21 protein-coding genes, 1 pseudogene and 1 riboswitch are annotated in these 25692 nt (G+C 37.7%); of the genes and pseudogenes, 19 read left to right on the top strand and 3 right to left on the bottom strand.

What is annotated here, in order from left to right; translation table 11 throughout:
• Positions 1-290 precede the first annotated feature (290 nt).
• From RCG17_RS11160 to RCG17_RS11135, 5 genes and pseudogenes are all read left to right on the top strand, one after another.
• Positions 291-2482: pseudogene (locus tag RCG17_RS11160) on the top strand (EAL domain-containing protein).
• A gap of 170 nt (positions 2483-2652) precedes the next feature.
• Positions 2653-4428, top strand: coding sequence for a methyl-accepting chemotaxis protein (locus tag RCG17_RS11150; protein WP_308175220.1), 1776 nt, complete (start codon positions 2653-2655; stop codon positions 4426-4428).
• Positions 4429-4606: 178 nt separating this feature from the next.
• A complete protein-coding gene (locus tag RCG17_RS11145) occupies positions 4607-4807 on the top strand; it encodes a hypothetical protein (RefSeq protein ID WP_308175219.1) in 201 nt (66 codons plus the stop codon).
• 916 nt (positions 4808-5723) lie between these two features.
• Positions 5724-6485 (top strand): CPBP family intramembrane glutamic endopeptidase, encoded by a 762-nt coding sequence (locus RCG17_RS11140; protein ID WP_308175218.1) that lies wholly within the window; start codon positions 5724-5726, stop codon positions 6483-6485.
• Between the two features lie 187 nt (positions 6486-6672).
• Positions 6673-7932 (top strand): S1C family serine protease, encoded by a 1260-nt coding sequence (locus tag RCG17_RS11135; protein ID WP_308175217.1) that lies wholly within the window; start codon positions 6673-6675, stop codon positions 7930-7932.
• Between the two features lie 335 nt (positions 7933-8267).
• Here the strand turns inward: RCG17_RS11135 and RCG17_RS11130 are convergent, their stop codons facing one another.
• Positions 8268-9209, bottom strand: a complete 942-nt coding sequence (locus tag RCG17_RS11130) for an NAD(P)H-dependent flavin oxidoreductase (RefSeq protein WP_308175820.1) — start codon at positions 9207-9209, stop codon at positions 8268-8270.
• A gap of 342 nt (positions 9210-9551) precedes the next feature.
• Positions 9552-9596, top strand: a riboswitch (PreQ1 riboswitch).
• A 6-nt stretch (positions 9597-9602) separates the two neighbouring features.
• On the opposite strand from RCG17_RS11130, the gene RCG17_RS11125 reads away from it, so the two are divergent.
• Entirely contained in the window at positions 9603-10088 is a 486-nt protein-coding gene (locus RCG17_RS11125) for a QueT transporter family protein (RefSeq protein ID WP_308175216.1), read from the top strand.
• Between the two features lie 56 nt (positions 10089-10144).
• Here the strand turns inward: RCG17_RS11125 and RCG17_RS11120 are convergent, their stop codons facing one another.
• Entirely contained in the window at positions 10145-10843 is a 699-nt protein-coding gene (locus RCG17_RS11120) for a DUF542 domain-containing protein (RefSeq protein ID WP_308175215.1), read from the bottom strand.
• A gap of 356 nt (positions 10844-11199) precedes the next feature.
• On the opposite strand from RCG17_RS11120, the gene hemH reads away from it, so the two are divergent.
• The 13 genes from hemH to RCG17_RS11055 all read left to right on the top strand — a co-directional run bounded on the left by hemH (position 11200) and on the right by RCG17_RS11055 (position 24010).
• Positions 11200-12138 (top strand): ferrochelatase, encoded by a 939-nt coding sequence (gene hemH / locus RCG17_RS11115; protein ID WP_308175214.1) that lies wholly within the window; start codon positions 11200-11202, stop codon positions 12136-12138.
• Between the two features lie 104 nt (positions 12139-12242).
• Positions 12243-12551 carry a cupin domain-containing protein gene (locus RCG17_RS11110; protein ID WP_308175819.1) on the top strand — a complete coding sequence of 103 codons (309 nt, stop codon included), beginning with the start codon at positions 12243-12245 and terminating at the stop codon, positions 12549-12551.
• 19 nt (positions 12552-12570) lie between these two features.
• Positions 12571-12939: an arsenate reductase family protein gene (locus tag RCG17_RS11105; protein WP_308175213.1), complete on the top strand. Its 369-nt coding sequence runs from the start codon at positions 12571-12573 to the stop codon at positions 12937-12939.
• A 165-nt stretch (positions 12940-13104) separates the two neighbouring features.
• Complete coding sequence (locus tag RCG17_RS11100) at positions 13105-14106, top strand: LacI family DNA-binding transcriptional regulator (RefSeq protein WP_308175212.1); 1002 nt, start codon at positions 13105-13107, stop codon at positions 14104-14106.
• Between the two features lie 216 nt (positions 14107-14322).
• The gene (gene rbsK, locus RCG17_RS11095; RefSeq protein ID WP_308175211.1) at positions 14323-15234 is read left to right on the top strand and encodes a ribokinase; all 912 of its coding nucleotides are present in this window, start codon (positions 14323-14325) and stop codon (positions 15232-15234) included.
• The gene (gene rbsD, locus RCG17_RS11090) at positions 15231-15623 is read left to right on the top strand and encodes a D-ribose pyranase (protein ID WP_308175210.1); all 393 of its coding nucleotides are present in this window, start codon (positions 15231-15233) and stop codon (positions 15621-15623) included. The genes rbsK and rbsD overlap by 4 nt, the downstream gene beginning before the upstream one ends.
• 11 nt (positions 15624-15634) lie before the next feature.
• Positions 15635-16768, top strand: coding sequence for a sugar ABC transporter ATP-binding protein (locus RCG17_RS11085; RefSeq protein WP_308175209.1), 1134 nt, complete (start codon positions 15635-15637; stop codon positions 16766-16768).
• Positions 16702-17127, top strand: a complete 426-nt coding sequence (locus tag RCG17_RS11080; protein WP_308175208.1) for an ATP-binding cassette domain-containing protein — start codon at positions 16702-16704, stop codon at positions 17125-17127. The genes RCG17_RS11085 and RCG17_RS11080 overlap by 67 nt, the downstream gene beginning before the upstream one ends.
• Positions 17128-17192: 65 nt before the next feature.
• Positions 17193-18050 carry an ABC transporter permease gene (locus RCG17_RS11075; RefSeq protein ID WP_308175818.1) on the top strand — a complete coding sequence of 286 codons (858 nt, stop codon included), beginning with the start codon at positions 17193-17195 and terminating at the stop codon, positions 18048-18050.
• 69 nt (positions 18051-18119) lie between these two features.
• Positions 18120-19070: a D-ribose ABC transporter substrate-binding protein gene (locus RCG17_RS11070; protein WP_308175207.1), complete on the top strand. Its 951-nt coding sequence runs from the start codon at positions 18120-18122 to the stop codon at positions 19068-19070.
• A gap of 646 nt (positions 19071-19716) precedes the next feature.
• A complete protein-coding gene (locus RCG17_RS11065) occupies positions 19717-22080 on the top strand; it encodes a nitric-oxide reductase large subunit (protein WP_308175206.1) in 2364 nt (787 codons plus the stop codon).
• Between the two features lie 137 nt (positions 22081-22217).
• Positions 22218-22454: a hypothetical protein gene (locus RCG17_RS11060; RefSeq protein WP_308175205.1), complete on the top strand. Its 237-nt coding sequence runs from the start codon at positions 22218-22220 to the stop codon at positions 22452-22454.
• A gap of 752 nt (positions 22455-23206) precedes the next feature.
• On the top strand, positions 23207-24010 hold the full coding sequence (locus tag RCG17_RS11055) for an ElyC/SanA/YdcF family protein (RefSeq protein ID WP_308175204.1): 804 nt from the start codon (positions 23207-23209) through the stop codon (positions 24008-24010).
• A 406-nt stretch (positions 24011-24416) separates the two neighbouring features.
• On the opposite strand, the gene RCG17_RS11050 is transcribed toward RCG17_RS11055, so the two are convergent.
• Positions 24417-25556: an ROK family protein gene (locus RCG17_RS11050; protein WP_374120951.1), complete on the bottom strand. Its 1140-nt coding sequence runs from the start codon at positions 25554-25556 to the stop codon at positions 24417-24419.
• Positions 25557-25692: the final 136 nt, after the last annotated feature.

Raw genomic sequence — 25692 nt, 5'->3', positions numbered from 1 at the left:
GTTTAACGTGAATGATGATGACTTAATTAAGTGATTTGAAAAGTTAAAGCAAAAAATGATTTCAGCGTCAGGATTTTAATTGATTTTCCTTCTAAAGAAACTGTTAAACTAAGTAAAATACTGATCATTTATTAAATCAGCTAATATGGATCTCTTGAGGGGGATTCTTCAGGAGAGAACCACTTGTAACCACTAGATACAAATTTTACATAATTTACGAGTCTTCTTGGTTAGTATTTTCAACCATAACTTTCTTACATATTTCATCGAGAAAACGGGGATAAATCGACATGTTGAACTCATTTGATAATGAAGATTACAATGAATTAATAAACTCTTTAAGGGATCTTGCAATAAAGAAAAATGATAATCAAAAAAGGGAAAGAGAAGTTCAACTAAATCAATTAATTAATATTATTGATAAAACCCTAAATACTTTTTCAAGAGTTAAATATGCAATTGATAAATCAATCATTTTGGCTGTAACAGATGTAAGTGGAAAAATCTTATATGCAAATAAAAAATTCTTTGAGATTTCTAAGTATAGTCGAAACGAAATCATTGGGAAGACACATAGAATTTTAAACTCAGGATACCATGATAAAAGCTTTTATCAAAATATGTGGAAAACGATTCTAAAAGGGGAAATCTGGGAGGGAAATATAAAAAATAGGGCAAAAGATGGCTCCTTATATTGGGTAAAATCGACTATTGTCCCATTTTGTAATGAAAATAATTTGCCTTATATGTTTTTTGCTCTAAGAACGGATATCACAAAGGGAAAAGAAAGTGAAGAAAAATTAGTCAAAGTCTTAAAAAATGATTTCAATTCGGTTATTAGTACAATGCATAATTTTGTTTTTAAGGTAACGAGAGATGACTCTGGCCAGTTTAACTATCAATTCGGGGAAGGAAAATTAGCTCATAAATTAGGGGTAGATACACCTAATATTTATCAAAAAAGCCCTAAGGAAGTTTTCCCAAGCGAAATTGTTGATATATTAGAAGCAAATTATGAAAAATCTTACATGGGACAAACGTTGACATATGATTATTCGTTTAAAGACCATCATATTCTAACGACGTTATCTCCAATATATGAAAATGGAAAAATTATAAATTTGATTGGATGTAGCAATGATGTTTCGGATTTAATAAGTGCAAAAGAAGAAGTTGAGTATTTGGCCTATCATGATTCTCTAACAAGCCTGCCTAATCGAAGAAAATTTGTAGAAGATATAAAAAAATTAATAGGATGTGGAAATAGGTTCGCACTTTTTATTCTAGATTTAGATCGGTTCAAATTTATTAATGATTCTTTGGGACATACCTTTGGAGATGAATTATTAAAGATTGTGTCGATGCGTTTACAGAAGGTCATTAACCTTAAAGGTAATATATATAGATTTGCGGGAGATGAATTTATAATACTTCTTCCAGATATTATAGATAATAAAATATTCACTGATTTCACCAATAATCTTTTAGATGTTTTTAAAGAGAAGATTACATTTAGCAATAGAATAGAACTTTATACCACTGGTAGCATTGGAATAAGTATATTTCCAGATCATGGGGGGGATATTGATATCCTAATAAAGAGGGCTGATACTGCGATGTATTCAGCTAAAAGCATGAGAAAGAATTCTTATAAAATATATGATCAAACGATGAAACAAGCTAATCAAAAATATCTTCATATTGAAAATTTCTTGAGGACTGCTATTGAGAATGAAGAATTAAAGTTGTTTTTTCAACCGAAATTGAGTGTTAAAGATAATAAAATCAAAAGTATGGAAGCCCTGCTTCGCTGGAACAATCCTATTTTAGGCAATGTACCTCCAAATGAATTTATTCCAATTGCGGAAGAAACGGGATCATTTGGCAAATAGATGAATGGGTATTAAATAATGCATGCTTGCAAAACAAAAAATGGAATGAATTAGAACAAGTCAATCCTTTAAGAATAGCTGTTAATATATCAGCAATTCAATTTAGTCATCCGAATTTTGTGAAGATGGTTGAAAAAGTTCTTAATGAAACCGGTCTATCACCTGAATTGCTTGAATTAGAAATAACCGAAACTACAATTATTGAAAATACAGAAGAATGTCTAAATAATGTGAAAAAATTGAGGGAATTCGGTATTGTAGTGTCTATTGATGATTTTGGAACAGGTTTCACTTCCCTTAATTATTTAAAGCGATTTCCTTTTGATTGTATAAAGATTGACCAATCATATGTTAGAGAAATACTTAAGAAGAAAGAAGATATGGCGATTGTCAAAACAATTATTGCTCTAGCACATGAATTGCAGTTAAAAGTGGTTGCCGAAGGAGTAGAAGATCAAGATGTTTTTGAATGTCTTATTCAATTAGGATGTGATGAAATTCAAGGGTATTTTGTTAGTTATCCTTTGCCAAGAATCGAATTTGAAAAAAACTTAAGAAACCAATGTTTAAAATGGAAAATCTACAGTTAAATATTAAAATTAACGCATGACAGGTAAGGAGAATCGAAGTCTTTCAAGTAAATGAGACGATATAGGAGAAAGAGCACAGCAAGCAAACTTGAATTTGTCAAATTAAATAAAGATAGTTAAATTGATACGAAAAAATTTTAAAGTACACCTTTGAGAGGAGCTCAAGATTAATGAAAAGTAAATCTTCAACCTTTACAAGCACTATTTCTTTTAAACTACTATTATCTATTACAATAACCATTATTTTGATGAGTAGTGTCATTGGAACATTAAGCTATAACTTAGCCAAAAAAGAATTGGTCAATAGTGGAAAACTAGACCTGCAGCATATTGTAAAAGGAGTAATTCCTACACTTGACCAGTTAAATAAACAAGTCCAAAATGGACAAATCTCTTTGAAACAGGCACAAGAGATGGCTCGTATTCAAATCCTTGGACCAGTTTCTGGACAAGGAAAAAGTAGGAGCTATGACTTCTCTCAATCACCTTTCTTATACAAAACACAAGGATACGTTTTTGCCTATGATCAAAAAGGAAGGATAGAAATGCATCCGACTATTGCTGTTGGAGAAAATAAGTATGATGCACAAAATAATGAGGGCGTTTATGTTATCCGCGAGATTTTAGCAGCTTCACATGCAGATAGTTTAGAAGGACACTACTTCACATATAGTTGGAAAAATCCCGGAGAAGCCAAGGAAAGAGAGAAAGTTTCATATATCTTATACTACAAGCCTTGGGGCTGGAGTATTGGAATTGGCGCCTATACAGATGAATTCTATGCTGATTTACAGTATTTAAAACTATTAATTACCTTTATTTCAATTGGGATTGCTTTGATCAGTTTAATTGCTTTTTATTTTATGTCAAAATCAAAAATGAAATTATTAGCCCACGCAACAAAGGCATCATTACAAATAGCTGATGGTGATTTAAATTTACCAAAGCTACAGGAAGGAAAAGACGAAATTGGCCAATTAGGATCTTCTTTTAACGAAATGTCACTGGAGTTAAGGACAATGATGGCTAAATTACAGAAGACAAGCTCCCAATTGCTTGAGGCTGCTACAGACCTAGCCGCTGTTTCAGAAGAAACTACCGCCACCAGTGAAGAAATTGGAGTTGCGATGGGTGAAATTGCGACGAGCGCAGTGGCCCAATCAGAGGATGTCGACAATGCATTTAAACAAATGGAACAATTAACAGAATCCATTCAAAAGATGAACAAAAAAAATCATGAAATATTAGAAATTACCCAAACTTCTAAGGAAGCGACTGCTCATGGAAGGGACATTGTTACTATTCTGAAAAAGGCCAATGAGGATACTGAAACAGCTTCCGATAGTATCAGTATAGGTATGACCAATCTTTATTCCAAAGTAAAGAACATTTCTCATATTACCGATACAATTCAACATATAACCCAGCAAACAAATCTTTTGGCCTTAAATGCCAGTATTGAAGCTGCAAGAGCAGGTGAGCATGGGAAAGGTTTTGCGGTAGTGGCAAACGAGGTAAGAAAACTAGCTGAAGAGTCCAATGATGCCACGAAAAAGATTCAAGAGATGATTGAGGGAATTGAAAAGGAAACAGAAACAACAGTTCTACATATGGCGAATACAACTAATTCTGCCAAAGAGTTAAAAGAAGCAGTTACAAAGACAGAAGAAGATTTTGTTGAAATAGAGAAAGCTGTAGATTTGACGTTTTCTACAGTAGAGAATCTAAATAATAAGATAAGTACAGTAACTGCACAAAATGACATTATAATGGAAACAATTCAACACATTTCATCTTTTTCTCAGCAAACAGCCGCGGCTTCAGAAGAAATTACTGCTTCTGTTGAGGAACAAGTAAAAGCTGTTCTAAATATCAGCAGAGCAGCAGAAAATTTAAGCGAATTAAGTGAAGAACTTGATGGATTGATTAAAAAATATCGTTTTTAAATTGTTATATTCTGAGGGAACGAGACATCGTTCCTTCTTTAACATTCATTATTTTTTTTCTTAAATCCAGGGATTTTCCCAAATTCTCAAGGTGAGACACGATTAATTAATACTTTATAACTACCTTTCTATATTTTTTTTGATTTTCCAATATAACAATTTTTATGGAGTGTAGAACGTGTTACTTTTAAATTTAATGTCCCCTAATGAGCTTGAAGAATCGATTATATTACTTAGGAGAAACTTATTTGATATTGCTTCAATAAAAGGATTTTCAAATGAAAGATCAATCGAAATTTGCAAAAGAATTGATTTATATCTTAAGAGATATAGTGAACTAAACAGGAAATATCGGGACGGTTCCGACGTTTCAGTCTAACCTTCCCCGTGTTCCCCCCTCTGTCACCAGCAGTTCTTTTTGTAGCAAAAAAGAACTGCATATTAAGGTGGTTTGAGTTTCAAACCATAAAAGATTGGAAGTAAAATTCAGCCCATTAATCTAGCTCAAGATATCTATCATCTTAGATTCTTTTTCATGAATTCTCAATTTTCTGTTTTGTTTCAACAGCAAATCTAATCTACGAACAAGTATTTCCTTCTTTTTTTCTTCTCTAACACTTTATTTTTATGATTTTTTGACATATTCGCACCTCAAAAAATTTAAAATTTGCCATTTTATTAGTAATGACATATGTATGGGTAAGTTGAAGGCATATAGAGAAATCGTATTGGGGCGTAAGAAAGTTTACTTTTTACCTCTTTCAGTGGGTCTTTATTACCTCGATGTCTTGCTTATTAAGTTAAGTGTGATCGGACTTTTTGCTTAACGCTTATATTATTCGACAATATTCTTGTTTTTTTGTACTTCGTCTGTTAAAAATATCCTCAATAGGAAATAGACATTCCCAAATCATTTAAAAGTAACACTCCTTTTTTCTCAACAAAATTATCTATACCCATAGGTAAAAGGTCGTTTCAGAGGTGGATGAACTAACTTTTAAAGAACCGATCAAGTGTGTGTGAAGAATAAGAACATAACCATTTTAGGTCTCTATTCTTGAAAAACGCCAAACGCACCAATTAGTCCATTTTAAAATTCAGATATTGGTTAAAAATGGATCCTTTCACGAATTTGTAATTTTTCCAATTAATATCATAGGTATTTAGATGTAATATAAACTTGACATAAGAGTTTTCAGATTCTTAGTCCACCTTAGAGTGCCTTATTAATTCAGCCATGTGAAGGTCTGTGGTATTTGAATTTGTAAAAAAGGACGTTAAAGGAGGAAATTATCTTGAAAAAACTTTATGAAAGAAATGCCGTTTTACATTCACTTGTTTGGTTAGGAATTTATCTGGTCCTTAACACCATTACAGACAATATAGCTAGTGCAATGAATATAGAATTTCACTTGGTAAGTGCTATTCCTAATTTGATATTAGGCGTTGTTTGCTTTATTTATTTAAAAAGGACTCATATTTCTGAGAATATAGGGCTTTTGACAAAGTCTACAGAAAAGTCATCTGTCATGTTGTTTTATATTCCTTTGCTCATATTACCCTTTTTAAATTTACTTTACGGGATCAACACATCATTATCCGCAACGGCAATTGCATCTTTGGCCATGATGTATATAGGCGTGGGGTTTATGGAGGAAGTCATCTTTCGCGGCCTCATGTTCAAAGCACTGGAAAAGAAGTGGAACCATTATTTAGTCGTTGCTTTCATTAGTTTTACCTTTGCCATCGGGCACATCGTTAGTATGGTAGCAATTGCCCAATCTGGAGGGGATACACTCCTTCAAATCGTTAATGCATTTGTTGTAGGCTTTATGTTTATGATCGTCATTTTAGCTAGTGGAAATCTGACAGTCTGTATTATTACTCATATTTTGTATAACTTCGTTGCCAACATATCAATGGTTGGATATACACACACAGAAATTATTACTTTTAACATAATGATCACTGGATTCTATTTTGTGTATTTGACTCTCCGTGGGAAAAATATAAAAATATTTTTGAAACATCGGGACGGTTCCCACGTTTCAGTCTAACCTTCCCAGTGTTTCAATTCTTCATATATAAGACTCGGGGATACACCAAAAATCTTCGCATCATGGCTTAATGACAACCACATGCAGTATTCAACAAACCGTGTTAAAACCATTCTGAATTTTTATGGGTTTTTCGCCAAAAATGAAACACAGGAACCGTCCCCGTGTTCAAAAAGAGAGAAGTGGCATGATGGATTTCAATACAATAAAAAAGGAACATTTATCCACTGTAACAGGATTGCATGCACCAAACCCATCGGAGAACCACTTAGATCGAGATAAGAATAATGGTGGGTTGAAACGATTTCATTTTAAACCTATTGTTTCCATCATTGCAGCTGGGGTTATTGGTTCTGTTGTCACCTTAACCGTTCTTCCTTATATAGGCTATGGGAATAAGCTTAGCAGCACTGCAAGCGAGCAGTCAGTGGCTTTTGCCAGGTCATCAGGTTCGGTTACTGATATGGTTGCCGATGTTTCAAAAGCGATTGTTAGCATTGAAAATTATCAACAGCCAACTAGTGAAAATTCTCTCTTTGGTCGTTTGGGCAATTTTAATGGAATAAAAGCGAACGCCCAGCCAGATGAGACCGGATCAGGCATTATTTTTCAAACAAAGGAAAATACCGTTTACATTGTAACCAATCATCATGTGATTGAGAATAGTTCCAGAATTGTCGTCTCGCTCTATAATGGAACAAAGACGGATGCAACATTGGTGGGGGCGGACGATTTATCGGATCTCGCCGTTCTGGCAATTCACTCCAAGGGTATTACCCGTATTGCCCAATTTGGCGATTCATCTACTATCCATCCCGGGGATCTGGTATTTGCAATCGGTGATCCGCTTGGACTCAACTTATCAAGAACCGTCACATCGGGAATTGTGAGTGGGACCAATCGAACCGTTTCCGAGACAACATTGGATGGTAATTGGGGCATGAATGTGATTCAGACGGATGCTGCCATTAGCCCTGGTAACAGCGGGGGTGCCTTGCTCAACGATCAAGGCTTGGTCATGGGAATCAATACGTTAAAAATTGCTAAACTCGGTGTTGAAGGTATAGGCTTCGCGATTCCAAGCAATGATGCGGTTCCCATCATCAACCAATTAATCCAAAATGGCAAAATCGAACGGCCATATCTTGGTGCAGACTTTTTGGATGTAAGTGATTTTCCACGAGCATATTTGAAAAACCTCCCGAAAAAAGTGACGAAGGGCGTTGTGATTATTGATCTCGACCCGCAATCTGCTGCGGCCGTCAAAGGATTGAAAAAGGAAGATATTATCGTATCCATGAATGGAACAAGAATGACCAGTTCATCGGTTTTAAGGAAATATTTATATACAAAAGTCAAAATCGGGGAAGAGGTAAATATCGGCTTTTACCACAACGGCAGGTTTTTACATATTTTGGTAAAGCTTGATGCGAAAGCGGTAAACTAAGCAGTACGAAACTCTCAGTAAGAAGATGCTTTACTTCGGACACGGCTGCGGTAATTTTGCTTTTCTCTGTCTGAAGTTTCCCTAACTTCGGACACGGCTGTGGTAATTTTGCTTTTCTTAGTCCGAAGTTGCCCAAACTTCGGACATCACTGCGGTAATTTTACCTTCATTTGTCCGAAGCTATTCATTTCTCAATATTATTAAAAAAAGTGGGTCAGACCCCACTTTTTTTAATAATATTGCCTTGTGAAAGCTCAAATCATTGATTATTTTTCAATGATTTGAGCTATCAAAGGTGGGTAGTTCACTCGGCAATAGTGTCGGCCTATTTCAAGTCATGCATGGGCCAGCATCAACCCAGCTGCTTCACGATATTCTGCAGTAAGGTTATCAATGATTTGTTGGACAGAAAGAATTTCTTTTATTTCGTGGACTCTCGCTCCCGCAAAGACCAGTCCATTTTCCACATCACCATTTACAACGTTTAACAAAGAATCCATTGTGCAGAAGCTGTATGAACAATTTTTGAGGCAATCTTGGCATGATTTTATTTTTACTTTGTCAGGACCAGTGATCTTATCAAGGAAAGAGTTCGATATCGCTCTTCCTGGCAGACCTACGGATGTTTTAATTAGACGAATATCTTCTTTTTTTGCATCGACATATTTTTGCTTGAAGGCCAAAGGAGCATCACATTCGTGACTTGCGACAAATCTTGTGCCCATTTGTACACCAGATGCCCCCATTTCAAGAGCTTTCGCAATATCCTCGCCAGTCAAAATCCCACCTGCAGCAATGACAGGTATGGAAACAGCTTCGACTACTTCTGGAAGAATATCAAACATAGGCCTGTCTGTTCCAAGATGTCCACCAGCTTCGAATCCTTCAACGACAACAGCAGCTGCTCCAAGTCTTTCGGAAATTTTGGCTAGTTTAGCAGAAGAAACAATAGATAAAACTGGAATCCCGGCTTGTTTGCCCCATGCGTACATATCTCTTGAAATTCCTGCTCCGGAAATAATGAAATCTACTTTTTCCTCGAGAGCGGCTTTCATTTTTTCAGCAAAATCATTCATGGCAAATAAAACATTTACACCAATGTATCCTTGTTTGATCGAGTTTTTAGCTTTGCGAATATGGGTACGCATTTCATCAACGGAAATTCCTGTACCAGATATAATTCCAATTCCCCCAGCGTTTGCAACTGCTGAAGCAAGTTTGCTCAATGATATACCTACACCCATACCTCCCTGGAGAATGGGTACTTTTGGAGTCATATGTCCAATTTTTAACTGTGGAAAATTCAAGGAAATTCCTCCATTTCAAATGATTATTTATCAATCCATTTGAAGTTTAACAAGATAATTAAGGTTCCGATAGTTACGTTTGTCATTAGTTTTTCAAGTTGAATGATTACCCTATTTACACGTAGTTTATAGAGTATACAAGATATGGAAAGCTGAGAGGGGATGCCACATATAAAAGCATTGGAAAAACGGGAAGTTTCGGTTCTGCCCGTTCTTGGGGAAAGTGAATGAGCACAAGCAAAATAAGCAGCGGATTCTTCCCTCGGGGGGTTATTGCTTTATTTCTTTCTTTATACTAAAATTTTAATCTGTGAAAACGTGGTTCGAGAACCTCCCACGAAAAAAAACTAAGGAGATTTTTAGATGAAAGTTAAATCAATTGTCACCAATGGTGTTTTGGCAGCTCTGTACATTGCCGTCTCGGCTCTGATTCAGCCGTTTGGGTTTACACAAATCCAGTTTCGGGTTTCCGAAATGTTCAATCACCTCATTGTTTTTAATAAAAAATACCTCTACGGCATCATTCTGGGTGTATTTTTAACGAACTTATTCTTTTCGCCGATGAAAGCTTATGACCTCATTTTCGGTGTCGGCCAATCCTTGATTGCCCTGCTGATTACCATTTCTGTTTCCCATTTTGTCAAAGGGATGTGGGCCAGAATGATCGTCAATACGCTCGTCTTCACGGTTACCATGTTCTTCATTGCCTTGGAGTTGAATTTGGCTTTTCACTTGCCATTCCTGTTCACTTGGCTCACTACCGCGATCGGAGAATTCGTCGTCATGGCAGCTGGGATGCTGGTCATGTACGTGGTCAACAAACGAGTTCACTTTGAAAAAATGGTTTAATAGATAAAAAATGACTGCATCAGGTTGGATGCAGTCATTTTTACTATAAAGGAATTTTATTCGTAACGCTTGAAAAGAACGCTGTTTTCTTTTGCAATATGAAGGAAAATATCATCTGCCAATTCATGGAGTTTCGCATACACAGCCATCATAGTGGGGCAAGCGAACTCTGGCGGTGTGAAATCGTCGGTTTCTTTCATTAAATGTTTAATAATATCCCCGGCACCATCGTGTTCAGCTTCCAATTCATGAATGATTGAACCGATTGCCAACCTGTCTTCCGAAGTTTTATTAGGTTTTCGCATTGCTGGAAAAATTTCTCTTTCTTCCTTAACGAAATGCTCCTCTAACTCCATTTTTAATTCGTTAAAGCTTCGGTGCAGCATCAAAACCAGATTTTTATCATGATCATAGTGAGCAAGCAAAATCTTATTCATGAGCTGTTCCAATTCCTTTAACAGAACACGCTCCGGTTGATGGTGGGTATCAAGGATGAGATCGATAAGCTCTTCATCTGAAAGCTCTGTTACAGGTATTTCTTTGTCAGGTCTAGCTAAAAATTCGTCGTATCCATTCTGTACTTCAGTAATGAAATCTGATGTGATCCCTGCGGCTTCAATGGCAGCTTCAAGTGTACGATCACCTTGACAACAATAGTCAATGTGGAGTTCATTCAGGCGTGAAGTAATGGCAGGGAAATACGTGACTAGTTCACCCAGTTTTGTTTGGCTGTTGATAGCGATAATTTGTTTCATGATAAAATCCTCCTCGGTATTTTTAAAAAGTTATTTGTTTAGGCTCCTTCTTGCTATGCCTTCATTCTAGTTCATACCGAGGATTGCTCCCTTGACCAAGATCAATTTTTTTTGGAAATTTATAACCAACTTCTATTTGGACGAAATTATAGAAAAAATTGACGGCCGTCAATACTTTTTTAGGAATCATAAGTTATGATCATTACTGACTTACATCCCTTTTATAGAAGTAAACTTCCCCAGTTTACCTGTTGCCCTTGAGAAATGTCTCAAGGGCATTCTATTAAGGCTCAAAGTAAGCCGAGGGAAATCAACTCTAATTCAAAGAGTATATATATAAAAGAGGTGCGGGAAAAATGGTGAAAAAGAAAATGGGCCTGCTCATCATGGCCTATGGCACTCCGGAAAAAGAAGAGGATTTAGAACGGTATTATACAGATATACGACACGGACAAAAGCCATCGGCTGAACTGCTGACGGATTTAAGAGATCGATACGAGGCAATTGGCAGAATTTCTCCGCTAGCAAAAATTACGAGGGAGCAAGCTGCAAAACTTGAAAAACACTTAAATGAAACCCAGGATGAAATTGAATTTAAGATGTATCTGGGGTTAAAACATATAGAACCTTTTATAGAAGATGCTGTTACAAAGATGCATGAAGATGGAATGGAGGAAGCTGTAAGTTTAGTCCTTGCTCCACATTTTTCAACCTTTAGTGTGAAAGTGTATAACGAAAGGGCAAAAGCAGCAGCGGAAAAAATAGGCGGACCTAACATAATTACAATTGATAGCTGGTATAAAGAGCCTAAATTTATTTCGTTCTGGAGTAAAATGATCCAACAAGTCTATGACAGAATGCCGGCAGAAGAAAGAGCAGATTCGATGCTTATTTTTTCAGCACATAGCCTGCCAGAAAAAATTCTCCAATTTCAGGATCCTTATCCCGAGCAGTTGCAGGAAACAGCGGACTTAATTGCAGAAAGTGCCGGTATTCTAAACTATACGGTTGGTTGGCAGAGTGCTGGGAAAACGCCGGATCCATGGCTTGGCCCAGATGTGCAGGACTTAACAAGAGAATTGTTCAAAGAACATCCATATAAGGCATTTGTCTATGCACCAGTTGGGTTTGTTTGTAACCATCTTGAGGTACTTTATGATAATGATATTGAATGCTATGCAGTAACAGATGATTTGGGAACAGCCTATTATCGCCCAAAAATGCCTAATGCAAATGAAGAATTTATTGATGTCCTATCAACGGTTGTACTTAAAAAGTTGGCAGAGTTAATTTAGGAAAGACGGTAATATTGGCTTCCTTTTTATAATGATTTTCTACCAAATGAAAAATACTAAAAGCAGTTCAATATCTCACACAGGGGTGGATCGGATTGGAAAACATGGAAATTTCGGAATTTAAGAGATTTAGAGACAGAGGATTTGCAAAAGTAGATTTTTACAAGAATGGAGTTACCAACGGTTTTCTGTTGAATTTCTTACCAAAACAAATGATGCCTGAACATTATCATCCACATTCATTGATGTTTTTTCACGTTCTTAAAGGTGGAGGAACGTTCATTTCTGATGGGAAAGAAACAGAAATAAAAGAAGGTAATATCATTCATGTTCTGGGAACTGAGAAGATTGGTTTTGTGAATGCAAATGAGGAAACCAATATATATGTAATACGCTGCTTAACAGAAGAATAAACAAGGGAGGGAGTATAAGATGGGATTAACTTTATATTGGCATCCACAATGCCAAACCTGTAGAAAAACAAAGAAGTGGTTAGATGAACATCAAGTAACATATGAGCCATTTCATATTGTAAAAACCCCTCCATCTCGAGAAAAATTACAGGAACTGTATGAAAAAAGCGGGTTGAAATTAAAGAATTTTTTCAGTACTAGCACGAAAAAATACCGCGAGTTAGGAATCAAGGATCAATTAAAGACAGCAACCGATCAAGAATTACTAGATTTGCTATCATCTGATGGAATGTTACTGAAAAAACCAATATTAACAGATGGAGAAAAAGTCATTATTGGATTCAAAGAAGAAGAACTCGAGAAATACACAACGACGTCCAAAATGTAAAAGATCGTGCGTCAAATCCTTGGGGTTTGATGCTTTTTTTTGCCTTCTTGGTCGTCAATAGGCTTGTAAACAATAGCATAGCCAATAAATAAAAAACTATTGACAGGAATTCCAGGTAAGGTTTAAAATACTTATGAAAACGTTACCACATTAGGAGTGGAAACCATGGCAACTATAAAGGATGTAGCACGAGAAGCAGGTGTTTCTGTTAGCACTGTTTCGCGTGTAATTAATGATAATGGTTATGTAAGCGATGACAAAAGAAAAAATGTTTTGAACGCCATGGATATTCTTGGATTTCGTCCTAGTAATATAGCCCGAGGGCTGGTTAGTGGTAAGACTTATACGCTTGGTCTTGTGATACCCGATATTTCCAATCCATTTTTCCCGAATATTGCACGGGGAGTAGAGGATGAGGCAATTGAAAACAATTATAATCTTATCCTTTGCAATTCCGATTGGAAAATTGAACGTGAAGACATGTACATTTCTTTATTAATTGAAAAAAGATGTGAAGGTGTTGTTCTAGTCGGGAGCCGCAGTTTGGAAAGTGATTTGCTGAAAATAATTGGCAAGATGCCGTTTGTTTCGGTGGATCGTGAAATGGTTCAAGCAGGCCATTCAGTATGGGTTGATAATGAATTGGGGGCTTATACTGCAACTAAACATTTATATGAAATGGGATATAGGAGAGTAGTACACATAAGTGGACCAACAAGTGCAAGGACTGCAAAGGCACGTTTGGCTGGATATATGCAAGCCGTTGAAGAATTTGGGCATCACGAACCACAAATCGTGGAATCAGATTTCAGGAGAAGCGGGGGCTATGAAGCTGCATGGAAAATTCTCGAACAGGAAGGCAGCCATCGGCCGGATGCTATTTTTGCAGCTAATGATCTAATGGCGATTGGTGTTTTACAAGCTTGTGAAAAATTAGGCATCAAATGTGGGACAGACTTAGGTGTTGTCGGCTATGATGGAATTGGATCAGGCGCATATACATCACCAACTTTAACAACTATTTTTCAACCAGGTTATGAAATGGGAAGAAGAGCCTGTCAGTTGCTATTGGAGGAGATTGTAAATCCGAGCAAACGACGTATTAAAGAGGTATTTAATTTTGAATTACTGGTTCGTTCGTCTACACAACGAATGACAGAAGAATAATTAAGAATCTCATAACATATTTTTTAAGCATTGTGGAAACGTTACCATAAATGTAGATGTTAATCCAAATAATCAACATTAATCATGCAGCATTAAGGAATGAAATCAGGAATATACAAAGATTTTAGAGCCTTAAAGCTGATTCATGAACAATATGGAAACGTTACCACAATTTAGGTAAATGGTTACGACTGATAATAAAGGAGCATTTGAGAAATGACAGATAAAATTCCTAATATTGCAGTGGTCGGGAGCTTAAATGCAGATTTAACAGCCTATGTGGAAACGTTACCACAACCAGGACAAACGATAATGTCTCATGATTTTGTTGTATATCCCGGAGGAAAAGGTGCAAATCAAGCAGTTGCTGCTGCGAAACTTGGTGCGAAGGTAACGATGTTTGGTTGTTTAGGTTCTGATTCTTATAGCGGCATGTTAAGAGAATCGTTAGAAAATGTCGGGGTATTGACCTCTAATCTTGTTACCATAGAAGATTCACCTACAGGTGCTGCCATTATCCTGGTAGAGGATTCAAGTGAGAATGAAATTGTTGTCATTCCGGGTGCTAATGCGAGGTTCAGCCCAGATGTATTGGAGAAAGTTCACATTGAAAAAATTGAGCAGGCGGATGCATTGTTGCTTCAGCTTGAAATTCCGCTGGAGTCCGTCGCAAAGGCTGCTCAAATTGCTCATAAAGCAGGTGTTCCAGTGATTTTAAATCCTGCACCCGTTTGTGAATTGCCAATTGAGTTCCTGCAGCATGTTGATATTTTAGTACCGAATCAAACTGAATTAAAGAAGTTACAGGAAAACGGATTACCACTGGAAAAACTGTTTACCCTGGGGATTAAAATGATTTTAGAAACACGCGGTGCGAGCGGTGTTTGGGTACATACACAGGATGCCTCCCGTCATGTTGAAGCTGTGAAAGTAAATGCAATTGATACTGTTGGTGCGGGTGATACATTTGTTGCTGCATTTGCAGTCGCCTATTGCTCAGGCACAGATCTTTTAGATGCTGTCCGCTTTGCTAATCAGGCAGCTGCTTTCACTACAACACGAAAAGGTGCTCAGTCTTCTTTTCCAAATAGTGAGGAACTAGCTGAAATCGGGGTGAATTTACCATGAAAAAGACAGGTTTATTACACAGTGAATTGAACAAAGTGATTTCGGCAATGGGGCATGGCGATATGTTGGTCATTGCTGATAATGGATTGCCAATACCGCCAGGAGTGAACCTGATTGACCTCGCATTGAGGCCTGGAACTGTTTCATTTGAAGATACGCTTCAGACCATTGCAGAGGAACTTGTCATCGAATCATATGTTGTGGCAACAGAATTGAAGGAAACAAATTCAACGTTGTTGAACCGTGTTCAGCAAATTGTTGACAAGCCTTATGAATTTGTTCTGCATACAGATTTTAAAAAAATGAGTGAACGGGCTGTCACGGTTATTCGAACAGGAGAATGGACACCTTACGCCAACGTTATCTTGGTTGCAGGTGTACCCTTTTAGGAGGGATTCAAATGAGTGGTTTACTACAACTGGAAGGTATAAATAAATCATTTTCGGGTGTATCCGTATTAAAAAATGTAAAATTGGATATTTACCCAGGAGAAGTACATGCATTATTAGGTGAAAATGGTGCCGGGAAATCGACACTAATGAAAATATTGACGGGTGTTTATGCACCTGATAGCGGGACTGCTAAAATTGATGGCCAGCCGCTTTCCCTTCATTCCATCCATGATGCACGCAAATATGGGATTGAAATGATCCATCAGGAAATCAGTTTATTTCCAAGCTTGAGCATTGCGGAAAACCTATTGATTGGCCACGAAAAGCTTTTTTCTAAAAAGGGATTTATCGACAGAAAGCAACTTCGTGAACTCACAAAAGAAGTTCTGCAACGGTTAATGCTAAATAAAGATCCGAATACGATCGTAAAAGAATTAAGTGTCGGTGAACAACAATTGGTGGAAATTGCGAAAGCCTTATTGATGGATGTTCGTTATTTGATCATGGATGAGCCGACGGCAGCACTAACAGATCGTGAAACAGAGCGTCTGTTTGAAATTATCCAAACATTAAAGTCGTCCAATGTAGGGATTATCTATATCTCACACCGAATGGAAGAACTATTTGCCATAGTTGATCGGGTAACGGTACTGCGAGATGGCCAGTACATAGACACACGGTTGATTAAAGAATCCACTGAGGATCAATTGGTATCTTTGATGGTCGGACGAAGCGTCACAGAAAGGTATCCGAAAGAAGAAGCCTCTATTGGCAAGGAAATACTTCGGCTTGAAAAAGTATCGTCATCAGCTGTTCAGGATATTTCCCTCCATATCCGTGCAGGTGAGATTGTTGGAATTGGGGGCCTTATGGGATCGGGCCGCACAGAAGTTGCCCGTATCATCTTCGGAGTGGATCGGAAAACAAAAGGGAGCTTAAAGTGGAAGCAACAAGAGTCCAACTTCAGGAGCCCGGTTGAAGCGATCAAAAAGGGAATTGCCTTTGCAACTGAAGACCGCAAACAAGAAGGATTGGTTTTATCTGCCAAATTGGCGAAAATATTGCATTACCAACATTGGAACAGCGTTCAAATCTTGGTTTTATCGCTCGGGGCAAAGAGAAAAATCTGGCGAGTTCAATGATTGCAAAATTAAAAATAAAATCGCATTCAATGGAACAGCAGGCTGGCAGATTAAGTGGAGGAAATCAGCAAAAGGTCGTTCTTTCCAAGTGGATGGCAACGGAACCATCGCTCTTTATTCTGGATGAACCAACTCGGGGAATCGATGTCGGGGCAAAGCAAGAGATCTATCGCCTGATGAATCAAATTGTTGCCGATGGAAATGCCATACTGTTAATTTCCTCCGATTTACCTGAACTATTGGGAATGAGTGATCGTGTGTATGTGATGCGGGATCATACGATTGCCGGAGAATTACAGCGAGATTCATTCGATCAGGATGTATTTATGAAAATTGCGACAGGAGGGGAACTCCATTGATTTCTTCATTATTTAAAAAATATCATTTAGGACCGCTGATTGGGTTAATTATTTTATCGATCATTATGTCAATCGCGTCAAATCGCTTTTTATCATTTGGTAACTTATCCAATATTGCCTTGCAAACTTCCATTAATGCGCTACTGGCGATTGGGATGACCTTTGTTATTTTAACAAGTGGTATTGACTTATCTGTGGGCGCCACTCTGGCACTATCCGGTGCAGTTACTGCCGGGTTAATGACTCATGGGTTTTCGCCAGTGACTGCTGCCCTTATTGGTTTACTTATCGGTGTTGTAGCAGGATTTTTCAATGGTGTATTAGTTGGATATGGGAAACTTGCTGCTTTTATCGTTACATTGGGTACGATGACATTGTTCCGCGGCTTTACGGAAATTTACACACATGGCACACCTATTTTTGGTTTGCCAGCTTCCTTCATGAACTTGGGAACAGGTACAACGGCGGGCATACCTAATCCTGTTTGGATTATGATCATCGCAATCGTTCTTGGATGGATCTTTTTAAACCGAATGACTGCAGGACGAAAAATTTATGCGGTAGGTGGAAATGAAGGTGCTGCATTTTTAGCAGGTGTCCCGGTAAAACGTTATTTAGTTGTCGTTTATGTCATCAGTGGTTTTCTTGCAGCATTGGCGGGAGTTATTTTGACGTCACGACTTGGATCCGCTGAACCAACTGCCGGCACCGGGTATGAATTGGACGCTATTACGGCTGTAGTGCTTGGTGGAACCAGCTTGATGGGCGGAGAAGGAACATTGATTGGAACAATTATTGGTGCTCTGGTTTTGGGAGTCATTAATAATGGGTTAAACCTTTTGAATGTAAATGCATTCTATCAAGATGCTGTTAAAGGTGTTATTATCCTGATTGCTATTATGTTGGACCGTAAGAAAAAGTAGCAATAGGATTTTAATATAAAACTTGCAAACTAATACTATTATATTCTATTTCCTTAGGAGGAAAATCTTATGAAAAAAAGTATTGTAAAAGCTGTTGCAATCGGTTTGTTAGGTACGAGTTTACTAGTTGGCTGTAGTTCACAATCTGGAAAATCCAGTACTTCTTCAAGTAATGGTAGTGCAAAGCATGCAATTGGGTTTGCGGTTTCAACATTGAACAATCCGTTTTTCGTAGCAATGCGTGATGGAGCCCAAAAAGAAGCAGATAGCAAGGGTGTAAATCTAATTGTTAATGACGGCAATAATGATGCAGCAAAACAATTATCTCAAATTCAAGATCTTATTCAACAAAAGGTAGAGGCGATCATTCTAAATCCAGTTTCCAGTCAATCGCTGACAAGTGCAGTACAAATGGCTAATAAGGCAAATATTCCTGTGATTACACTTGACCGTAGTGTAGAAGGAGGCAAGATTGCTACATTCATTGCATCTGATAACGTAGCGGCTGGTAAGATGGCGGCTGACCAATTAATTAAAGCATTAAACGGTAATGGTAAAGTAGTTGAGCTTCAAGGAGTAATCGGAACTTCTGCAGAAAGAGATCGTGAACAGGGATTTGATAAGGAAATTGCAACCGCCAAAGGAATTCAGATTGTTGCTAAACAACCTGCCGACTTTGACCGCAGTAAAGCGTTAAATGTTATGCAGAACATTCTGCAATCCCAACCGGATGTGAAAGGAATTTTTGCACAAAATGATGAGATGGCACTTGGTGCATTAAAAGCCGTTCAAGCTTCCAATAAAAAAGATATCTCTATCATTGGAATTGATGGTGAAAAAGAGGCGATCAGCAATGTTCAAAATGGTACAATGTATGCTGACATTGCACAACAGCCAGCCCAAGAAGGTGTGTTAGGCGTGGACAACTCCTTAAAATTGATTAATAAGGAAACTGTAAAGGCCTCCATTCCATCTCCATTACAATTAGTAAATAAAGGAACGGATTTCGCTGGATTCTAATATCTGATTATTATATACTGTGGATCAAATAGAGAGAAGGGAACTTAACCAGTTTTCCTTCTCTTTTTTTTGATATCAAATAGTTTAAAAGGTTGATGGAAATCAAGGTTTATTCTACCTATTAAAAGGTAAACTTGATGTTGTTCGAGTTATATTGGTTATCATGAACAAATAAATAGGCTGTGTAAAATTTGGCTGTTGATTTTTACTCGAGACACTTGATTTCTGCAGGTGTGCTGGGGGGAGGGGCCTTCACTTTATTGGACTTCTTGGTCGTCAATCAGCTTAAAAAAATCAATAGAGGCCATTAGCATAGCCAATAAATAAAAAACCATGTGATCATATGTGAATCATCTCACAAGTATAATCTTTAATGAGAATGATTATCAATTAAATAATTAGGAGGAGCTTTTATGATCGAACAATTTACAGGTCACTCCGTAGTGAGGTTGGTGGAACGGAATCAATATGGAGGAAAAAAGCGCAATTAAATGCTGAGGCCGTTTTGAATGAGTGGAAGCATGAGCGCAATGTATGTGAATGACCGATGAGGTAAACGGCGTTAGAAGGATACCTCAAGAAATTCCTGTGTATACAATTGTGATTTGTTTCACAAATATAATTAAAGTTAATGGAGGGTACAAGAATGGAAATGAAGCAATCAAAGATTAGTTCGAAGAACCATACGAAAAATGGTTTTATCAAATCCATCCTGATCGGTGTATTGCTGCTGGCTTTTACGGTATTACTAGCAGGCGGGTATTGGATTTTTAAATCAGAGGCGCCGCGGCCGCTTGTTAAGGATCAAAGTGGAAAAGTGTTATTTACAAAGAAATCCATCGAAGGCGGGCAGGCTGTTTTTCAAAAATATGCCTTAATGGACTATGGAACCGTGCTTGGGAATGGTTCCTACATGGGTCCGGATTACACGGCAGAGGCGTTGAAAATCTATACAGAAGGAATGCAGAATTTCTACGCTGACAAACAATGGAACACCTCATTTGCTAAGCTCACGAAAGATAAGCAATCGGTCATACGTGACCAAGTTGTCGCTGAAATACGTCAAAACCGCTATGCAAAAAAGACAGATACATTGGTCTTAACGGCTGCACAGGTTTATGGTTTAGACCAGGTCAGAAACTATTATCGGAATGTCTTTACGAAGGGGGATGGCTGGGGATTACAGCCACATCTTATTAAAGAAACGGATATGCCAAAGAAAAATCGTGCCTGGGTGGATAATGGGAGTCAAATCACGCAAGTCGCCGATTTCTTCTTCTGGACAGCCTGGTTGTCGAGTACAGATCGTCCAAATGATAAAAAAATCTCCTATACTAATAACTGGCCTTATTATCAAGATGCTGGAAATACGTTAACCTATAGTTCTGTTTTATGGAGCGGGGTCAGTATCACTCTTTTATCATTATTTATGGCCGTCATTCTATTTTTGTTCTACCGTTATCATTTAGGGATGCAAGAGGCGTATACGCCTGGGAATTTTCCGAAGTTCAACCTGCGTAAAATGCCGGTTACATCCTCGCAGGTTAAATCAGGTAAATTCTTTGTCATCGTCGTGATTCTCTTTTTTATTCAAGTCATGTTTGGGGCCTTGTTAGCTCACTATTACACGGAACCGGAAAGTTTCTTTGGCATGAAGTGGATTGTGAAACTGTTCCCATTTAGTTTTTCCAAAGGAGCGCACTTGCAGTTAGCCATTTTCTGGATTGCAACTGCCTGGCTCGGATTGGGTATTTATATTGCCCCACTTGTTGGCGGCCATGAACCAAAACGCCAAGGCTTATGGGTGGACATCCTCTTCTGGGCTCTTGTTGTTTTAGTATTTGGAAGTTTAATCGGGCAATGGCTAGGTATGAAAGGGTATTTAGGCAACGAGTGGTTTTTACTTGGTAACCAGGGCTGGGAATACCTGGAGCTGGGCCGATTCTGGCAAATTATCTTTGCGATTGGAATGGTGATTTGGCTCTATATTATGTTTAGAGGAATTAGGAATGCCTTAAAGCGGGAAACCGATAAAGGTGGTCTTGTCCATCTCTTGTTCTATGCAGCGATCGCTGTTCCGGCCTTTTATTTCTTTGCCTTTTTCATTCAACCAGATTCAGATTATACGATGGCGGATTATTGGCGTTGGTGGATTGTTCATTTATGGGTGGAGGGCGTTTTCGAAGTCTTTGCCGTTGTCGTCATTGGCTTCCTGCTCGTGCAGCTGAAGCTTGTCACAAAGAGCTCGACTGTGAAAGCTTTATATTTTCAAATTGCCCTTATTTTAGGAAGCGGAGTTATTGGGATCGGCCATCATTATTACTATAATGGATCGGCAGAGGTTTGGATTGGGCTAGGTTCTGTCTTCTCAGCCTTAGAAATTATCCCTCTTACTTTGTTAATTTTGGAGGCCTATGAACATTACAAAATGCTTCGCAACGGCGGAATTGATTTTCCTTATAAATCAACATTCTGGTTTCTCATTTCAACAGCTATTTGGAATTTAGTCGGCGCCGGGGTAATGGGGTTCTTGATTAATCTTCCGGCTGTCAACTACTTTGAGCACGGTCAGCAGTTAACACCGGCACACGCCCATGCATCGATGATGGGGGTTTACGGGATGTTCGCTATTTCGTTGCTTCTATTCTCATTGAGAAACATTGTGGAACCGAAGGCATGGAATGATAGATTATTAAAATGGGTTTGCTGGCTGCTAAATATCGGGCTCGCAGGAATGGTATTTATCTCGCTGCTGCCTATTGGTTTTATCCAATTAAAAATGGCTTATAATCAAGGATATTGGGCATCACGTGATCCGAAACTATTTTTTGGACAGAGTATCGTTCATAACTTGTTATTAATCAGAGCCGTACCGGATACAATCTTTTTAATTGGTGTCATCCTTTTAGTCGTTTTCTGTATCAAGGTATTCTTCCATCTTCGCAAACCAACGAAGGGTGAAGAGGAGCAGTTGCCTTCAGAGGTCTTTACTTTGAAAGATGATAAATAAATAGCTGAGGTGCCTGACCCCCAATGCGGTAATACTTTAATGCAATGGGGGTCAGGCACCTGTTTTTTGTATTTTGTTTCCAATAGAAAGTGAAAGTGCTAAAATAGTGGTAATTCCAAAGACAGGAGGGTTGAGTTATGAAGCCAATTAAAGTTGAAAGCGAAGAGATTAAAAGGGCAATTTGCTCTGGTGATGCGTATATCCAGGTTGATAATCGGAAATTTCTTTTATTTGAGATTGACCAAGTGAAAGAGCCTAATGGATATGTGGTAACGGATCCGGATGAAGAAAAGCAGCTCTTGAACGCACTGCATGAAGAGAATCCAATATTAGATGATGACGAAATCAACAGATTACTTGGAGATCAAAAATGAGAGTAGTTTCACCAACAATCGAGTTGAGATATATTTAGTAAGACATCCTCATCAAAAACCTCTTTAAGTCCCACTATAGGAGCAGTTTTAACACCAAATCCATTCAAACAGTTTTTATTTATAGGGTCAACGCAACCATAAAAAGCCACAACCTTAAATAATGCATGTGTCACTAACAAATGGTCAGAAGTAATTATTTGTCATGGCGAGTTCGGACTAGCATCCCATGTATGTTTTTTATTATGTCTATCTATTATTGGTATCTGGCATCACAAAAAGGCGAATTATTTATCCCCAGAAGAAAAGAAGCTGATTCTGAAGAAGTTTTAGATTCTCATTTACCTTTTACAGATTGAATAATAATAGAAAATGTATAAAAAAATGAACCGCAAAAAAATTTTGGCTCTCTCCATACTTTGTATTATGTACATCAATACTAGTAAACTATTAAAGTATTAAAATAGCCTTTCGCTCCAATCAACAGGAAAATTTAACACGGCCATGAAAAAAGGCCATTATTGACCTATATCAATTTTTTATAAGGGATAATGGGTTAAAGTAAAGATACCCGATAAGAGTTCCCTGACTCCTTTAGGTAAAGAATAATAGCAAATAGATTGAGGAACATAGCCCCCCCTGGTTATGTTCCTGTTTGTCTTTCATTCGCTTTTTCAATCTTCATTCTAGAAAGCTGATCTAAAGTTGCGAAAGGAATGGAATCCTTGTATTTTAATGTATGGAGGTCGGGTTAAATGGATTTATATAAAATTGCTGAAAACATAAATATATTAGGTGACTTTCTTGGAAAAAGAGATATTGATACTTTGTCGAGTAATGCTTTAAAAGAAAAATGCCAAGTTTCGCAAACGGATTTACTGATTTTATTCGGCGGTAGTATAGCATATGGCTGTGACGTAGTTGGTAAAGCTATTTCAAACAATATTGCCAAGAATTTTATGATTGTTGGTGGAGAAGGACATACAACAGAGAGTTTGCGAAGAGAAATACATCATGCTTATCCCGAAATAGTAACTACGGGGAAAACGGAAGCAGATGTGATGAGTGAGTATCTAAAGCGGAAATATGATATTGACAATATTTTGCTAGAGCGTCATTCAACGAATTGCGGAAATAATATTACTTATGCGTTAGATGTTATGAAACAAAATAACCTTTTCCCAAACAATATGATTATTGTCCAAGACTCAACAATGCAGTGTAGGATGGATGCTGGTTTTCGTAAATATCTCCAAGATTCAAAGGTTAAAGTCATAAATTTTGCTTCGTATAAGGTTAGAGTTGAAGTGAAAAATGGAAAGTTAATGATTGAACCTTCAGGTATTTGGGGGATGTGGGATATCGAAAGGTATATTTCTTTATTGATGGGAGAGATTCCAAGATTATTAGATGATGCAAATGGATACGGTCCTAACGGAAAAAATTATATTGCCCACGTTGATATTCCTATGAATGTATTGAAAGCATTTGAAGAGTTAAAAGTGGAATATGCAGATTTGGTGAGAGTTGCCAATCCTTTGTATGCTTCAAAGCAATAATTTTTATGAAAAAGTCCACTGCGATTTTTGTATATATTGGCTTTTTTAAACAAATGGATTAGCATTGAGAATCGTTCTATACGCCCGAAAACCGAATTGGATTAGGTTGAAAGTAATATAGAACCTCCCTATGTGACCTAAAGTTAAATAGAACATGTCAAAAGGTAACATAGAATGGATCTATATGCCCGAAAGCTGATAAGAACCCGGCAAAAGGTAACATATACATTTTCTATAGTCTTACGGACAATTCATCGAGCTCCGCCGACAATTTTGTCTGTAATCGGTTTTCTTGCGGACAGTTTAGCTTATTCCACCGTGGATTTTGTCCGTCATCACCGTTATTACAGACAAAATTGCCAATTTCACCAGCAATTCTGTCCGTAATCCTGTTAATATACAGTGTTCAAGCACTCACGTTTTCTAAAAAGTGTTCGATTACAAGGGAGGAGGCTCCCAGTGCAGTTGCATTTTTTCCTAATGATGACACCAACAACTCATATCTGCTTGCTAATTGATCGATGATTCTTGATGAAATGGAGTTTCGCAGCGAGTTTAAGACGATTGGCAGCGCCTCAATGATATCGTTGCGGATCACAACCGCCTGCGGGTTAAATGTATTTAAAACATTTACCAGCCCAACTCCCAAGTAGTAGCCAAAGTTTTGCAAGGCGCTTAGGATTTCAGGGTCGTTTTGGTTGGCGAGATTGATTAATTCCTGTTTGGTTATTTTTTGAAGATGATCAGGCTGGAATTTCAGCAGCGCTTTTTCAGAGGCATACAATTCCCAGCAACCTCGGTTACCGCACCTGCATTTAGGTCCATTTAGGTCGATCGTTAAATGTCCCATTTCTCCGGCAAAACCTATGTCCCCTCTATATAATTCGTTATGGATGATAATCCCTGTCCCAATTCCTGTCCCAACACTCACAAATACCAGGTTTTCAAAATTTTTGGCAGCCCCAAATTCTTTCTCGCCATGGGCTCCGGCATTCGCTTCATTTTCAATAAATACGGGTACATGAAATTCTTGTTCGAGCGATTTCTTTAAGTCAATATCCTTATACCAGTTGAGATTTGGAGCAAGTATGATTTGGTGTTCATTATTGACAAGTCCCGGTACCCCTAAGCCGATGCCGATAAGTCCGTAAGGTGACTCCGGCATTTGGCCAATAAAGCCGTTAATCATGGAAAAAAGCCGATCTTTAATGGTCTCCGCATCAGGGTGATCAAGCTGCTGATGATCCTCGAGGACAATATTTCCTTTCAAATCGGTTAAAATACCATTTAGATCATCCACACCAATATCAATTCCGATTGAAAAGCCGGCATTTTTATTAAATACAAGCATGACCGGTTTTCTTCCTCCGCTTGATTGTCCCTGGCCGATTTCAAAAATAAGATTTTTCTCTATTAATGTGCTGATTTGCGAAGAAACCGTTGATTTATTCAATCCGGTTATTTCCGATAAGCTGGCCCGAGAAATAGGGGAGTTGGAAACGATTTCATCTAAAAGTACTTTTTGATTAATTTTTTTGACTAACATTTGATCTGCAGTTACCAAGTTTTATACACCTCGTTTGTTTCCCCGACAAATTAAGTTGAACCCTTCAGTTATGAATATATTTATATTATAAGCCAACTGATAGCATAAATGTAAAAAAAATTTTTAAAAAAACTAT

Source organism: Neobacillus sp. PS3-12, assembly GCF_030915385.1.
In the GTDB taxonomy this organism is placed as follows: Bacteria; Bacillota; Bacilli; order Bacillales; family Cytobacillaceae; genus JAEVLT01.
Note: the sequence above shows the minus strand (reverse complement) of the source record. Positions and strands in the feature narration are given on the sequence as shown.